Annotated in this window: 13 protein-coding genes and 1 pseudogene; 11 read left to right on the top strand and 3 right to left on the bottom strand. The window is 63.6% G+C overall.

Annotated features, from left to right (window positions below):
* Positions 1-33 precede the first annotated feature (33 nt).
* Positions 34-390, bottom strand: coding sequence for a hypothetical protein (locus AB4Y32_RS03180; RefSeq protein WP_368719933.1), 357 nt, complete (start codon positions 388-390; stop codon positions 34-36).
* 165 nt (positions 391-555) lie between these two features.
* Positions 556-1,812 (bottom strand): NADP-dependent isocitrate dehydrogenase, encoded by a 1,257-nt coding sequence (gene icd / locus AB4Y32_RS03175; RefSeq protein ID WP_368719932.1) that lies wholly within the window; start codon positions 1,810-1,812, stop codon positions 556-558.
* A gap of 395 nt (positions 1,813-2,207) precedes the next feature.
* Here icd and AB4Y32_RS03170 point away from each other — a divergent pair, with 395 nt between their 5' ends.
* The 10 genes and pseudogenes from AB4Y32_RS03170 (at position 2,208) to AB4Y32_RS03125 (ending at position 13,429) form a co-directional block, all read left to right on the top strand.
* Positions 2,208-2,777 carry a pseudouridine synthase gene (locus AB4Y32_RS03170; RefSeq protein WP_368719931.1) on the top strand — a complete coding sequence of 190 codons (570 nt, stop codon included), beginning with the start codon at positions 2,208-2,210 and terminating at the stop codon, positions 2,775-2,777.
* A gap of 402 nt (positions 2,778-3,179) precedes the next feature.
* Positions 3,180-3,380, top strand: a complete 201-nt coding sequence (locus AB4Y32_RS03165; RefSeq protein ID WP_087733785.1) for a hypothetical protein — start codon at positions 3,180-3,182, stop codon at positions 3,378-3,380.
* A gap of 144 nt (positions 3,381-3,524) precedes the next feature.
* The gene (locus AB4Y32_RS03160) at positions 3,525-4,049 is read left to right on the top strand and encodes a DUF192 domain-containing protein (RefSeq protein WP_368719930.1); all 525 of its coding nucleotides are present in this window, start codon (positions 3,525-3,527) and stop codon (positions 4,047-4,049) included.
* A gap of 275 nt (positions 4,050-4,324) precedes the next feature.
* Positions 4,325-6,430, top strand: a complete 2,106-nt coding sequence (fusA, locus tag AB4Y32_RS03155) for an elongation factor G (protein WP_368719929.1) — start codon at positions 4,325-4,327, stop codon at positions 6,428-6,430.
* A gap of 215 nt (positions 6,431-6,645) precedes the next feature.
* Positions 6,646-7,143, top strand: coding sequence for a cupin domain-containing protein (locus AB4Y32_RS03150; protein ID WP_368719928.1), 498 nt, complete (start codon positions 6,646-6,648; stop codon positions 7,141-7,143).
* Between the two features lie 80 nt (positions 7,144-7,223).
* Positions 7,224-7,370: pseudogene (locus AB4Y32_RS03145) on the top strand (HoxN/HupN/NixA family nickel/cobalt transporter); the annotation flags it as partial.
* Between the two features lie 300 nt (positions 7,371-7,670).
* Entirely contained in the window at positions 7,671-9,356 is a 1,686-nt protein-coding gene (locus AB4Y32_RS03140; protein WP_368719927.1) for an ABC transporter substrate-binding protein, read from the top strand.
* A gap of 34 nt (positions 9,357-9,390) precedes the next feature.
* Positions 9,391-10,401, top strand: a complete 1,011-nt coding sequence (locus AB4Y32_RS03135) for an ABC transporter permease (RefSeq protein ID WP_368719926.1) — start codon at positions 9,391-9,393, stop codon at positions 10,399-10,401.
* Positions 10,398-11,309 (top strand): ABC transporter permease, encoded by a 912-nt coding sequence (locus tag AB4Y32_RS03130; protein WP_368719925.1) that lies wholly within the window; start codon positions 10,398-10,400, stop codon positions 11,307-11,309. The genes AB4Y32_RS03135 and AB4Y32_RS03130 overlap by 4 nt, the downstream gene beginning before the upstream one ends.
* Positions 11,306-13,429, top strand: a complete 2,124-nt coding sequence (locus AB4Y32_RS03125) for a dipeptide ABC transporter ATP-binding protein (RefSeq protein ID WP_368719924.1) — start codon at positions 11,306-11,308, stop codon at positions 13,427-13,429. The genes AB4Y32_RS03130 and AB4Y32_RS03125 overlap by 4 nt, the downstream gene beginning before the upstream one ends.
* A gap of 527 nt (positions 13,430-13,956) precedes the next feature.
* Here the strand turns inward: AB4Y32_RS03125 and AB4Y32_RS03120 are convergent.
* Entirely contained in the window at positions 13,957-14,142 is a 186-nt protein-coding gene (locus tag AB4Y32_RS03120) for a hypothetical protein (RefSeq protein WP_368719923.1), read from the bottom strand.
* Positions 14,143-14,168: 26 nt separating this feature from the next.
* Here AB4Y32_RS03120 and AB4Y32_RS03115 point away from each other — a divergent pair, with 26 nt between their 5' ends.
* A complete protein-coding gene (locus AB4Y32_RS03115; RefSeq protein WP_368719922.1) occupies positions 14,169-14,795 on the top strand; it encodes a hypothetical protein in 627 nt (208 codons plus the stop codon).
* The last annotated feature ends 52 nt before the right edge of the window (positions 14,796-14,847 follow it).

Here is a 14,847-nt window from a genome sequence, read left to right as displayed (position 1 = left end):
CGCGCCACGAAAAAGCGCGCCGACACGAAACGGTCAAACGATCGGCGGCCGCACAGGGGGCGCACGAGTGACACCGGCGCGCGCAGGATCGCTGCGAGGAACCGGCACGTCCGCCGACGACATGCGCGCGTGAACGCCCGTAGTCGACAGCATCGCGCAGTGCACGCCGCACGTCGTCGTGCAGCACAGCGAGTGCGCGTGGTGGCAAGGCGAGCCGGCATCGCGCGTGTCCGTCGAAGCATCGCAATGCGTTGCAACGACACGCATCGCGTCGTGCGAGCGCATCGCAAGCGGCGACGTCGACGCATGTTCATGCTCGCACGCCGACGCGCCCTGCATGCCGATCAAGGCGAGCGTCAACACGATGAGGATGCGCGAAAGCAGAGTCATGCGTATCTATCGACGGGTACGGGAATGCGATGTCCGATGACAAAGCGCATCAGTGGATCATAACGCAGTGCGGTCGATGCGTTGATGACGGAAGCCCAAACGAAAAACCCCGGCAAGCATGAGCTTGCCGGGGTCCGTGCAGGATACCGAAACGTTAAGACGCGATCACATATGCTCGATCAGCACCTGCCCGAAACCCGAGCAGGAAACTTGCGTCGCGCCTTCCATCAGACGCGCGAAGTCATACGTGACGCGCTTCGACAGAATGGACTTTTCCATCGACGAGATGATGACGTCGGCCGCTTCCGTCCAGCCCAGGTGACGCAGCATCATTTCCGCCGACAGAATCTCCGAGCCCGGATTCACATAGTCCTTGCCCGCGTACTTCGGCGCCGTGCCGTGCGTCGCTTCGAACATCGCGACGGAATCGGACATGTTCGCGCCCGGCGCGATGCCGATGCCGCCGACCTGCGCCGCCAGCGCATCGGAGATGTAGTCGCCGTTCAGGTTCAGCGTGGCGATCACATCGTATTCGGCGGGACGCAGCAGAATCTGCTGCAGGAACGCATCGGCGATCACGTCCTTCACGACGATGTCGTTGCCCGTCTTCGGATTCTTCACCTTCATCCACGGGCCGCCTTCGATCAGCTCCGCGCCGAATTCCTTCTGCGCGAGCGCGTAGCCGTAGTCACGGAACGCGCCTTCCGTGTACTTCATGATGTTGCCCTTGTGGACCAGCGTGACCGTGCGGCGATCGTTGTCGATCGCGTACTGGATCGCCTTGCGCACCAGACGTTCCGTACCTTCGCGCGACACCGGCTTCACGCCGATGCCCGAGGTGTCGGGGAAGCGGATCTTCTTCACGCCCATTTCTTCGCGCAGGAACTTGATGACCTTCTTCGCCTCCGGCGATTCGGCCGGCCATTCGATGCCCGCGTAGATGTCTTCCGAGTTCTCGCGGAAGATCACCATGTTGACCTTCTCCGGCTCGCGCAGCGGCGACGGCACGCCCTTGAAGTACTGCACGGGACGCAGGCACACGTATAGGTCGAGCTCCTGGCGCAGCGCGACGTTCAGCGAACGGATGCCGCCGCCGACGGGCGTCGTCAGCGGCCCCTTGATCGACACGACGTATTCCTTCAGCACCTCCAGCGTTTCGTCCGGAAGCCACACATCGGGACCGTAGACCTTGGTCGCCTTCTCGCCCGCGTAAATCTCCATCCAGTGGATCTTTCGCTTGCCGCCGTACGCCTTTTCAACGGCCGCATCGACGACCTTGATCATCACGGGCGTGATGTCGAAGCCCGTGCCGTCGCCTTCGATGTACGGAATGATCGGCTGGTCGGAAACGTTGAGCGAGAAATCCGCGTTGACGGTGATCTTGTCACCGTCAGTCGGAACCTTGATGTGCTGATACGCCATGATCGGACTCCAGTGATGGCTGGTCTGTAAGAACAGGTTGGAACTGCGAAACCGGGGCGCTCCTCTTGCGCGCGACGCGGCAAGATGCCGCTGCGAATGCCGATGCCCGATACTGCGAGCCAAGGCCCTTGCAGCAGACAGGCAGGCGGGTATTCTAGCCCACGTCGCCGTGACGCTGCCCTCGGGACGAGCACCGACGCACGCCGCGGCAGGCTCACTGGCGCGAGAGGAATCAAACGTCCTATGTCTTATATAAGACATAGAACTTAACGTTCCATATTATGTATTAAGATCTCGCCATTTGCCACCCGACTTGCCCGTACTGGCCGTCGACGCACGGCGACCGCGTTGCTGCGGCCGCACGACGCCGCGTCCGCACAGTGCTTCGCTCACGCATGACTCTGCTCGCTCTCAACAAGCCCTTCGGCACCATCTGCCAGTTCTCGCCGCACGAAACACGCGCGTCGCTTTCCGACTGGGTGAAGGTGCCCGACGTCTATCCCGCCGGCCGACTCGACTCCGACAGCGAAGGCCTGCTGCTGCTCACCGACGACGGCACATTGCAGGCTCGCATCACGGAACCGCGTCACAAGCTGGTGAAGCGCTATTGGGCACAAGTCGAAGGCGCGCCTGGTGCGAACGATCTAAAGGCGCTCGCGCGCGGCGTCGATCTCGGCGACTATGTGACGCGTCCCTGCCGTGCGAATTTCGTCGAGCCCGGCGATGCGCTATGGGCACGTACGCCGCCAATTCGCTATCGCGCAGCGATTCCCACGACGTGGATCGAACTGTCGATCACTGAAGGTAAGAACCGTCAGGTGCGCCGCATGACGGCAGCCGTCGGTTTTCCGACGCTGCGTCTCGTGCGCGTCGGTGTCGGCGCGCTCGATGTCTTTTCGCTTGGATTGCAGCCGTGCGAGTGCATCGAGCTACCATCGCGCGCACCTTGGGATGGCCTCGCGTAGCAATCGCCATACCGGAAACGCCTAGTCGGCAGAGCACTAAGCCGTTGTATCGGCAAACATTTTCTGTTCTTTTCGCTATTTGAAAAGCGTGCGATAAAGCCTCAAAAAAGCACTCGAAAGTCTGCGAGGCGCACTCAAAAAAATTCCAGGAGATTTTCGTCAACCGTGCCGCAACGTCACGCGTTATTCGACGCAGATGCCGCTGAAGCTGTCCGGCATTGAGCTTCAAGAGCCTTGATACAAGCCGCTTCGACGACCTGTACGGGGTGTCCGAACGCTAGCAGCCGCTGAGAAAAATTTCTTCGATGCGGATGTCAACCGAAAGGTGGATGGCACGTTTAACGACATGACTCAACCTAACCGGGTCATTTGGTTAATTAACTAAAGTCGAGGATTCACAAAATGAACAAACTGATCGCCGCTCTGGTCGCTGGTCTCTTCGCAACGGCAGCATTCGCACAAGCTTCGGCACCGGAAGCAGCTTCGGCAGCTCCGGCAGCAGCAGCTTCGTCGGCTCACAAGTCGTCGCACAAGAAGGCATCGCACAAGAAGTCGCACAAGAAGGCCGCTCCGGCAGCAGCAGCTTCGGCAGCTTCGGAATAAGTTTGTTGAAATAACGCAGTCAAGAACTCGCTTCATTGCCGTTCTTACGGCGTTGAAAGGCAGATGGCCGCAAGGCTCTCTGCCTTTTTGTTTTTGACGCGCTCGCGTAACATTCGCGGTTCACATTCAGCAAGGAGTCACGTCGTGCGATTTTCTTTGCGCTCGTTGATGGCGCGCTTCGCAATTGCAGTTGCACTGCCTGTCGCCGCATTCTCCGCTGTGTCGCTGGCAACGCTGTCCTCACAGGACGTCCTTGCACAGCAGATGCCCCAGGGCGCGAAGCAGCCGGGCGATTTCCCGCGCGCGAAACTCTCGGCGGGCATGTTCGTCATCGACGCCGCCGTTGCCGCGAACGATGCCGACCGCGAGCAAGGCCTCATGTACCGTACGCAACTCGCGCCGAACGAGGGCATGCTCTTCGTGTTCGGCGAGAACGCCGTGCATTGCTTCTGGATGAAGAACACGTTGATCCCGCTGTCCATCGCATTCATGCGAGCCGACGGCACGGTCACCGACATCGACGAGATGCAGGCCGAAACCACCAACAACCACTGCCCGAAAAACAACGGCGTATATGCGCTGGAGATGAGCAAGGGCTGGTTCACGTCGAAGGGCATCAAGCCCGGAATGAAGATCCAGGGGCTGCCGGCGCCGCAACAAGCACAATAAGCACGCGCACCGCGCAAGCCGGAAACCGCCAACGGCCCGAACGAATACAGGCCGGCGCAGCCTCGGGGCGCGCCGGCTTTTTTGCGTCCGCTGCACTGCAATGCAAAGCAGGCGCGGCGTCGCGCGCGTGCTGGCAGGATTCCTGCAAAAGCCAGGGCGACACGCTATTCTTATAGTCTCATCAGCAGCACCGAGAGAGATCGTCCGGGCCGCGCAGCATATGTCAGCAGCGGACCCGGCGCCATTTACCGGCGCGCCAACTCATGGAGGTTCACGTGCCCCGCAAGACTCCTATCGAGCGATACCGGAACATCGGTATCAGTGCTCACATCGATGCCGGCAAGACCACCACCACCGAACGCATTCTTTTCTATACCGGCGTGACTCACAAGATCGGCGAGGTTCACGACGGTGCGGCGACGATGGACTGGATGGAACAGGAGCAGGAGCGCGGCATCACGATCACGTCGGCGGCCACGACGGCGTTCTGGAAAGGCATGGCCGGCAATTATCCGGAGCATCGGATCAACATCATCGACACGCCGGGACACGTCGACTTCACGATCGAAGTCGAACGCTCGATGCGTGTGCTCGACGGTGCGTGCATGGTGTACGACTCCGTCGGCGGCGTGCAGCCGCAGTCCGAAACCGTGTGGCGCCAGGCGAACAAGTACAAGGTGCCGCGCATCGCGTTCGTCAACAAGATGGACCGCGTCGGCGCGGACTTCTTCCGCGTGCAGCGGCAGATCGGCGAGCGTTTGAAGGGCGTGGCCGTGCCCATCCAGATCCCGATCGGCGCGGAAGATCACTTTCAGGGCGTCGTCGATCTCGTGAAGATGAAGGCGATCGTCTGGGACGACGAGAGCCAGGGCATCAAGTTCACCTACGAAGAAATTCCCGACAACCTGAAGGATCTCGCGCACGAGTGGCGCGAAAAGATGGTCGAGGCAGCCGCGGAATCGAGCGAAGAGCTGCTCGAAAAGTACCTGACCGATCACGAGAGCCTGACGGAAGACGAGATCAAGACGGGCCTGCGCAAACGCACGATCGCCAACGAAATCGTGCCGATGCTGTGCGGCAGCGCGTTCAAGAACAAGGGCGTGCAGGCGATGCTCGATGCCGTGATCGACTATCTGCCCTCGCCCGTCGACGTGCCCGCGATTCTCGGCCACACCGAAGACGACAAGGAAGCGGAGCGTCATCCGAGCGATGAGGAGCCGTTCTCGGCGCTCGCGTTCAAGATCATGACGGACCCGTTCGTCGGTCAGCTGATCTTCTTCCGCGTGTACTCGGGCGTGGTCGAATCGGGCGACACCGTCTACAACCCGGTGAAGGAAAAGAAGGAGCGCCTCGGCCGCATTCTTCAGATGCACGCGAACGAGCGCAAGGAAATCAAGGAAGTGCGCGCGGGCGACATCGCGGCCGCTGTCGGCCTGAAAGAGGCGACCACGGGCGACACATTGTGCGACCCGAACAACATCATCATCCTCGAGCGGATGATCTTCCCCGACCCGGTGATCTCGCAGGCCGTGGAGCCGAAGACGAAGGCCGACCAGGAAAAGATGGGCATCGCGCTCAACCGTCTCGCGCAGGAAGACCCGTCGTTCCGCGTCACCACCGACGAAGAATCCGGCCAGACCATCATCTCCGGCATGGGCGAGCTGCACCTGGAAATTCTCGTCGACCGGATGAAGCGCGAGTTCGGCGTGGAGGCGACGGTCGGCAAGCCGCAGGTGGCGTATCGTGAAACGGTGCGCACGAAGATCGAGAACGTCGAGGGCAAGTTCGTCAAGCAGTCGGGCGGGCGCGGCCAGTACGGTCACGCGGTCATCACGGTCGAACCGGACCCGGGCAAGGGCTACGAATTCGTCGACGCGATCAAGGGCGGCGTGATTCCGCGCGAATTCATTCCCGCCGTCGACAAGGGCATTCAGGAGACGCTGAAGGCGGGCGTGCTCGCGGGATATCCCGTCGTCGACGTGAAGGTCACGCTCACGTTCGGTTCGTACCACGACGTCGACTCGAACGAAAACGCCTTCCGCATGGCTGGGTCGATGGCATTCAAGGAAGGCATGCGCCGCGCGAAGCCAGTGCTGCTCGAACCGATGATGGCCGTCGAAGTGGAAACACCCGAGGACTTCATGGGCAACGTGATGGGCGACCTGTCGGGCCGCCGCGGCATCGTGCAGGGCATGGAGGACATTGCGGGCGGCGGCGGCAAGCTCGTGCGCGCCGAAGTGCCGCTCGCCGAGATGTTCGGCTATTCGACGTCGCTGCGCTCGCTGACGCAAGGCCGCGCGACCTACACGATGGAGTTCAAGCATTACGCCGAGACGCCGAACAATGTGTCGGAGGCGATCATCAATTCGAAGGGGAAGTAGGCGTTTTCCTCGTTGAGCATGAAAGCCCGTTCCGTTGGAACGGGCTTTTTTTTGCGCTCGCGTTCTGGCGCAGCGTCATACGCGAAGTTTTTGGCCATGCCAGAATGACCCGACTCATATCGCAATGACATCGGCGATCACATCGTTGTGCGCATGGCGGCAAGCGCGAAAGCAAACAACCGCGCGCAAACGCGGCCCGAGCAAGGAGACGACACATGAGCGACGAACATCAGCAAGCGCCCCAGGCGCCGATCGACTGGCGCGAGCACGGCGTAAAGGTCATCAAGTGCGATCAGCTCGACACGAATACGCCGCAAACGCCCGGCATGAACCGCGCCGCCGCGATCAACGCGGCGCGCGCCGGCGCGCAGAAGCTGTGGGCGGGCACAGTGACGATTCATCCGAATGCAAAGACGGGCGCGCATCATCACGGCGCGCTCGAAAGCGTGATCTACGTCGTGCGCGGCCATGCGCGGATGCGTTGGGGCGAGCATCTGGAATTCACCGCGGAAGCCGGCCCCGGCGACTTCATCTTCGTGCCGCCGTATGTGCCGCATCAGGAGATCAACGCGAGCACCGACGATCCCCTCGAATGCGTGCTGGTGCGCAGCGACAACGAAGCCGTCGTCGTGAACCTGAACATCGATGCCGTCGAAAAGCCCGAGACCGTCTACTGGGTCGATCCGATTCACAAGCATCCGCACGAGCATTGATTGAGGTCCCGCGCAACGTCAGCACAACGCCGAGCACGACGCCCGCGCCGCGCTGTTCGCCACGCTCTCGCCTCGTCACGCTGTACGCGGGACTGATCGACGCGAACGTCGCCGCGTGGGCGTGGGCGCTGATCGCGTTTCGCCACTATCCGCTGCTGCTCGGCACAGCGCTGCTCGCGCATGGCTTCGGCCTGCGGCACGCAGTCGACGCAGACCACATCGCCGCCACCACCTCATCAGCGCTTCATAAACACCGACTGAACGCGGCAAGCGCGCCGCCCGAACGCCGGATTGGCCGCCGCAACGCCGTCGAGCGGCCCGCAGGCGCGGCCGCGACGTTGTGTGCGCGACACATGTTTCATCGCCGATTCGTCTGAAGGGAACCCATCACGGACACGAATGCTCCCAATACAAAGGCAATCGCTTACACTGAACCCGCATCGTCGCCGCAGTACCGCTTGCGTCAACCCGCAGCGCCGCGCGCACAACGCGTGGCGTCCCAACAGAACGGATCGGACTAACCATCGATGAAGAACTCCGCGGACCCGCGTTTTGCGCCTCTTTCAGAAGCCGGTTTTGACGTCGAGGCGACACGCCGAAGCGCCGACGCCTACGGCAATCATGCGATCGACGAATGGCAGGCCGGCCGCCTCACGCGCCGCGAGCTGCTGCGATACGCGAGCGTGATCGGCATGTCGCTCGTGGGCGGCGGCCTGCTCGCGCCGCACAGCGCCCGCGCGCAAGGCGCGGCGAATGCGAATGGAACGATCCGCGTCGCGCACCTGACGCCCGCGGGCGCCGTCGATCCGATGACCGTCACCGATGCCGCTAGCCTCTGCCTGCTGAATCAGACGGGCGAATTCCTGATCGACGACGATGGCGAAAAGCAGGTGCTCAAGCCCGCGCTCGCGTTGTCGTGGAAGGCGAACGACAAGGGCGACGTGTGGACCTTCAAGCTGCGCGAGAACGTCAAGTTCCACGACGGCCAGCCGTTCACCGCGAAGGACGTCGCCGCGACCTTCGACCGTCTCGCCGATCCCGCCGCCGGCTCGGCTGCGCTGTCGGTGCTGAAGGGCGTGCTGTCGAAAGGCGGAACGAAGGTCGTCGACGATCACACGGTCGCGTTCCACCTGGACGCGCCCAACGGCAATTTCCCGTACTACGTTTCGTCGGACAACTACAACGCGGTGATCCTGCCCGCGAGCTACACGGGCGGATATGAGAAGAGCTTCATCGGCACGGGCCCGTTCAAGCTCGAGAAGTATCAGGCGAAGGTCGGCGCGACGTTCGCGCGCAATCCCGACTACTGGGGTGAAAAAGCGTTGCCGCAGCGCGTGCAGTTCACGTTCTACGCGGACCAGCAGGCGCAGATACTCGCGCTCCAAGGCCATCAGGCGGACGTGATGGGCACGTTCACCGTGCAGGGCGGCCAGGGCCTGATGAACAATCCCGAGTTCAAGGTGATCGGCGTGAAGTCGAGCGCGCACAGGCAGATTCACATGCGCGTCGACAGCCCGCAGTTCAAGGACAAGCGCGTGCGCCAGGCGCTCGCGCTGTCACTCGATCGCGATGTGATCGTCAAGGGACTCTTCAAGGGCCGCGCGCAGGTCGGCAACGACAGCCCGTTCGCGCCTGCGTTTCCGTCGTCGGATGCGGGGGTGCCGCAGCGCAAGATCGACGTCGCCAAGGCGAAGCAGTTGCTTGCGCAAGCCGGCGTGCCGAACGGTTTCGACGTGACGCTCACAACCGAGAAGTTCATGGAGATTCCCGATCTCGCCGTCGTCGTGCAGAACTACGCGAAGGCCATCGGCATACGCATCAACCTGAAGGTCGAGAGCCAGTCGCAGTACTACGGCTCGGGCACACCGGGCAAATCGGACTGGCTCGACGCGCCGTTGGGCATCACCGATTACGGCAGCCGTGGCGTCCCGAACGTGTTTCTCAATGCGCCACTGACGAGCACGGGCACCTGGAACGCAGCACATTTCAAGAACCCGCAGTACGACAAGCTGGTTGCCGATTACGTCGCGGCACTCGATCTCGCGTCGCAAAAGAAAGTGTCTGGGCAGATCCAGACATTGCTGCTCGACGAAACGCCCGTGATCTTTCCGTTCTTCTACGATCAGCTGATCGCCGCGCGCAAGCAGTTGAACGGCGTGCGCTTTACCGCGATCGCGCAGCTGTATTTCGATCGCGCGACGCTCGCGGCCTGAGCCCGCGTGACATAGCAGCGAGCAAGAGATATCGATGTCGACCACGGCCTCCTCATCCATCGCTCGCAGCACGGGCGGCAGTACGGCGCGCGTCGCGCGTTTTGTCGCGACGCGTGTCGGCTTGTCGCTGATCACGTTGTGGCTCCTGTCGATCATCGTGTTCGCGGGCGGGCAGCTGCTCCCCGGCGACATCGGCCGCGCGCTGCTCGGGCCGCTCGCCGACGCGCGCGCCGTCGCGGCGCTCAATCATCAGCTGGGCGCGGACCGGCCGCTTCTCACGCAGTACGTGCAGTGGATCACGCACTTCGTGCACGGCGACATGGGCATGTCGTACGCGTTTCGCGAGCCCGTTGCGCCGTTCATCGCCAACGCGCTGGCGAACTCCGCGAAGCTCGGGTTTCTCGCGTTCATCGTGGTCGTGCCGATCGGCATCGCGGGCGGCGTGTGGGCCGCGATGCACGCGGGACGCTGGCTCGACCGCACGATCAGCATCGCCGGCTTGTCGGCGACAGTCGTGCCGGAGTTCGTGTCGTCGATCGTGCTGATACTCGTATTCGGCGTGTGGCTGCAATGGCTGCCCATCGAGGCGTCGTATCCGGCCAATGCGGACTTCCTCACGCAACTGAAGCACCTGATCCTGCCCGTGCTGCCGCTCGTCTTCGTGTTCTTCGGCTATATCGCGCGGATGGCGCGCGCGGGCACCGTCGAGGCGCTCGACGCCGACTACACACGCACCGCGATCCTCAAGGGGCTGCCGCCGCATATCGTGATCTGGCGACATGTGCTGCGCAACGCGCTGCTGCCGACCATCACGGTGGCCGCGACGCAGCTCGGCTACATGATCGGCGGGCTCGTCGTCGTGGAGACGCTGTTCCACTACCAGGGCATCGGCTCGCTGATCTACAACGCGGCGAAGGCCAAGGACTTTCCGATGCTCGAAGCGGGCGTGCTGACGATCGGCGTCGTGTATACGGCCGCGAATCTCATCGCCGATGCACTGTACGTGCTGCTCAATCCGCGCTTGCGTGTGAGGAGCGCCGAATGAGCACGACGCCCGCCTCGCCTGTTACGCCACCTGAAACGCCACCGCAAACGCCGCTGCAAACGTCCGCGCCGCGCCCGCGCGAGAGCCGCTACGACGCGCTGCGCGTGTTGCTCCACTCGCCGACGTTCATTGTCGGAGCGGTCATCGTGCTGTGGTGGATCGTGTGCGCGATTGCGGGCCCGTGGATCGCGCCGCTCGATCCGTACGCATCCGATCCGCTGAATTCGCTCGCGCCACCCGCGCAGGGACACTGGTTCGGCACCGATCAGTTGGGCCGCGACGTGCTCTCGCGCGTGATCGTCGGCGCGCGCGACATCCTGACGATCGCCCCGCTCGCGACGCTGCTCGGCACGCTGGCGGGCACCGCGCTCGGTCTGGTGGTCGGCTACTTCGACGGCTGGGTCGACAACGTGATCGGACGCGCAATCGATGCCGTGCTCGCGCTGCCGCTCGTGATCGTCGCGCTGCTCGCGCTGGCGGCCGTCGGCGCGTCGAACGCGACGGTGATCCTCGTGATCGGCATCACGTTCGCGCCGATCACGTCACGCACGGTACGCGCCGCCGTGTTCGCCGAACGGCATCTCGACTACGTGGCGGCCGCGCAGCTTCGGGGAGAGAACGCGCTCTACATCATGTTCGCGGAAATCCTGCCGAACGTGCTGCCGCCCATCATCGTCGAGGCGACGGTGCGCCTCGGCTACGCGATCTTCGCGGTCGCGACGCTGTCGTTTCTCGGCTTCGGCATCCAGCCGCCTTCCGCCGACTGGGGCCTCGCGCTCTCCGAGTCGTACACGCTGATGGCGGGCGGCGCATGGTGGACAGTCGTGTTCGACGCGGTGGCCATCGCTTCGCTGGTGGTCGGCGTGAACCTGATCGCGGATGCCGTGCAAGGAGCCGTCGACGGATGAACGGACCGCCCCCCTCTCCTCCCGCCTCGTTTCCCGCTTTCGACGTGTCGAAGAGCGACCAGTCGGACGCGCTCACGATCGTCGGCCTCACCGTCACGTACCGCACGCGCGGACGCGAGCGCGAAGTGCTGCAGGACGTGTCGTTTCGGATCAGGCGCGGTGAATCGTATGGGCTCGTCGGCGAATCGGGCTGCGGCAAGTCGACGGTCGCGATGGCGACGCTGCGCTATCTGCCGCGCAATGGCCGCGTGAAGGCGGGCCGCATTTCGATCGCGGGCAAGGAAGTGCATTCACTCGACGCCGCCGCGCTGCGCGAGATGCGCGCAAACGCGATCTCGATGGTCTACCAGGACCCGTCGCGCGCGCTGAACCCTTCGCTGACGATTGCGCGCCAGGTGTCGGAAGCGTTCGAAGCGTCCGGTGCGAGCTACGATCAAGCGCTCACGCGAACCGCGGAGATGCTGCGCAAGGTGCGCATCGCCGAGCCCGAGCGCGTGATGGACAGCTATCCGCATCAGTTGTCGGGCGGCATGCAGCAGCGCGTCGTGATCGCAATGGCGCTCGCGTCACAACCCGCGCTGCTGATTCTCGACGAACCGACGACGGGACTCGACGCCACCGTCGAAGCGGAAGTGCTCGACCTCGTCGCGCAACTGCGCGAAGAGTTCGGCACGGCCGTGCTCTTCATCAGCCACAACCTCGCGGTGATCGGCCGGATGTGCGAGCGCGTCGGCGTGCTGTACGCGGGCAAGCTCGTCGAAGAAGGCGCGACGCAAGATGTGTTCGCGCGGCCGCGTCATCCGTACACCGTGGGCCTGTTGCGCTGTCTGCCCACTTCGGGCCGCAGCAAGGACACCGACCGGCTCGATACGATCGCGGGCAGCCTGCCGCAACTGGGCTCCGTCACGCAGGGCTGCATCTATGCGGAGCGTTGCCGTCTCGCCGATGACCGCTGCCGTCGCGAAGCACCGCCGCCTTATCGCGTGCGGTCGCAGAACGGCGACCAGATGTCTCGCTGCCACTATCACGAACGCGCGATCGAGTTGCCGCGCGTGACGGCCTTACATGCGTCCAATGATGCCGCTGATAATGCACGCGGCGCACGCGATCATTCGGCCGTTCTGCGCGCGGAGAACGTGTCGAAGACTTTTCACGTCCCGGGCGCGACGCTACGCGCCGTCGACGACGTGTCGCTCGAACTCGCGAAGGGAGAGACGCTCGGCCTCGTTGGCGAATCGGGCAGCGGCAAGACGACGCTCGCGAAGCTGCTGCTCGGCCTTGTTTCGCCCGACGCGGGCAGCGTCATCGAACTCGACGGTGCGCGCCTGCCGCCGCGCGTCACGAATCGCAACGACGATCAGGTGAAGTCGCTGCAGATCGTCTTCCAGAATCCGGACTCCGCGCTCAATCGCGCGCATTCCGTCAAGCGATTGATCGGCCGCGCGCTGTCGCGGCTGTCCTCGCTGCATGGCCCGGCGCGCGACGAAAGGCTTGCGTCGCTGACGCAAGCCGTGCGGCTGCCCGACCGCTATCTGACGTCGCGCACGCGGCAACTGTCGGGCGGATTGAAGCAGCGCGTCGCGATTGCGCGCGCGTTTGCGGGCGATCCGCGCATCGTCGTGTGCGACGAGCCGACGTCCGCGCTCGACGTGTCCGTGCAGGCCGCGATCCTCAATCTGCTCGCCGATCTGCAGCGCGATCGCGGCGTGAGCTATGTGTTCATCTCGCACGATCTGCATGTCGTACGCTATCTGTCCGATCGCATCGCGGTGCTGTACGTCGGCCGGCTGCTAGAGATCGGGCCCGCCGATGCTGTGTTCGGCGGTCCGCACCATCCCTATACGGAAGCGCTGCTGTCTTCCGTGCCCACGCTCGACGCGCACGGCAACGAGCCAGACGAAACACGTGATAACACTCGCACGCAGCGCATCCGCCTGTCGGGCGAATTGCCGAGCCCCGCTTCGCCGCCTTCGGGCTGCGTCTTTCATACGCGCTGTCCGCGCAAGCTCGGCGCGATCTGCGAACAGCAGGACCCGCCCTTCACCGATGCCGGCGACGGGCATCGCATCCGTTGCCACATTCCCGTCGACGAGTTACGCGTCCTTCAACGCCGCGACTGAAACACCTGTTCGGCCGCGCTCATCGAACATCGCCGAAACCGCTCATCGACATCGCTGATACGAAAAGCCTCGCGATTCGCGGCCTGCGTTTCATGTCCGAAACGTTTTTCATCCGTTCCGATGCGCGTGCAATGGATCTGTCACATCGGCGCCATACGCGGCGGGCGTGCGCGCGCAATGGCATGTTTATCGCTAAAGGACTGTCGCGCATGGGGTTGCGGCGAGGTCGACGAATCCTCGGACATGCTGCTTCGCAGCCGGTACACGAACAACGCAACGGCGCACAGAAAGGACAGCCGGTCTCGCGCCTGATGTACGCCGCGAACTTCCGGCCCACGCGCGGCTCGACAGAGCAAACGGGACAAAAGCAAAAAGCAGCATAAAGGGATGACGGCTTGCGGGGGTCGTCGTTTCCTCGGGAGGTGTGCGATGAACACGAGCAAATTTGCTGCGTACTACTACACGACGATAAAAAGTACGGCAGCCTTCGCGGTAGGCGCGGGGACTTTGATGGCGGCCCAGTTCGCTCAGGCCGCATCCACTGACGAAGTGATTCCGAGGTGGATCGTCACAGCCGATGCGCCGCTCACGGCCAGCGGAGCGTCGGCTGCGACGCAGCTTGCGCAGAACGATGCGGACTCGACAGGCGCGCAGTCCGTCACGACAACGGCAGCCGACGACGCGGCATCCGTCTTTCTACTCAAGACTTGCATTGGCAACGCCGGCAACTGCTCGCCCAATGGCGGGCGTGGCAGCGGCGGCGCGGGCGCGGCCGGCGCTTCGGGTTCGGCTGGGGCTTCGTCGGGCGGTAGTGGTGCGGGTGGTGGGAGTGGTGGCGGCGGTTTTGGTGGCAGCTCTGGTGGCGGCGCTGCGGCAGGTCCGAGTGGCAATTCGGGCGGTGGTGGTTTCGGTGGCTCGGGTGGTGGAAGTGGGAATGGTGGTGGAAGTGGTGGTGGTGGAAGTGGCGGCGGTGGAAGTGGCGGCGGTGGAACTGGTGGTGGTGGCGGTGGCGGTGGCGGTGGAAGTGGCGGCGGCAATGGTGGAGGTAGTGGAGGAGGCAATGGCGGCTGCGGTTGTGGCGGCGGGCATGGCGGCCCAAGTGGCCCTAGCGGCCCTAGCGGCCCGAGCGGCGGCTTCGGCGGAGGCGGTTTCGGCAGTGGCGGCTTCGGAGGTTTCGGCGGCGGCTTTGGGGGAGGATTTGGCGCGGGTGGTTTCGGTAAAGGCGGCGGCTATGGTGGCGGCTCTGGCTCAGGCGGCGGTCAAGGCGGTGGCAACGGACACTAGGACCCAACGGACGGCGCCCCGCGCTGTTCCCCCACGACGGCCATCACGCAACTTGCCGACGCTCCGCGGCCCGCGTCGGTAGTGACGTTCCGATCCCACGTACGTCACCGCAAAGCCATGGGCCAATCAAAACA

It is taken from the genome of Paraburkholderia phymatum (assembly GCF_040965635.1).
In the GTDB taxonomy this organism is placed as follows: Bacteria; Pseudomonadota; Gammaproteobacteria; order Burkholderiales; family Burkholderiaceae; genus Paraburkholderia; species Paraburkholderia phymatum_B.
The sequence above is the reverse complement of the archived record's forward strand: the minus strand, read 5'-3'. Positions and strand labels throughout refer to the sequence as shown.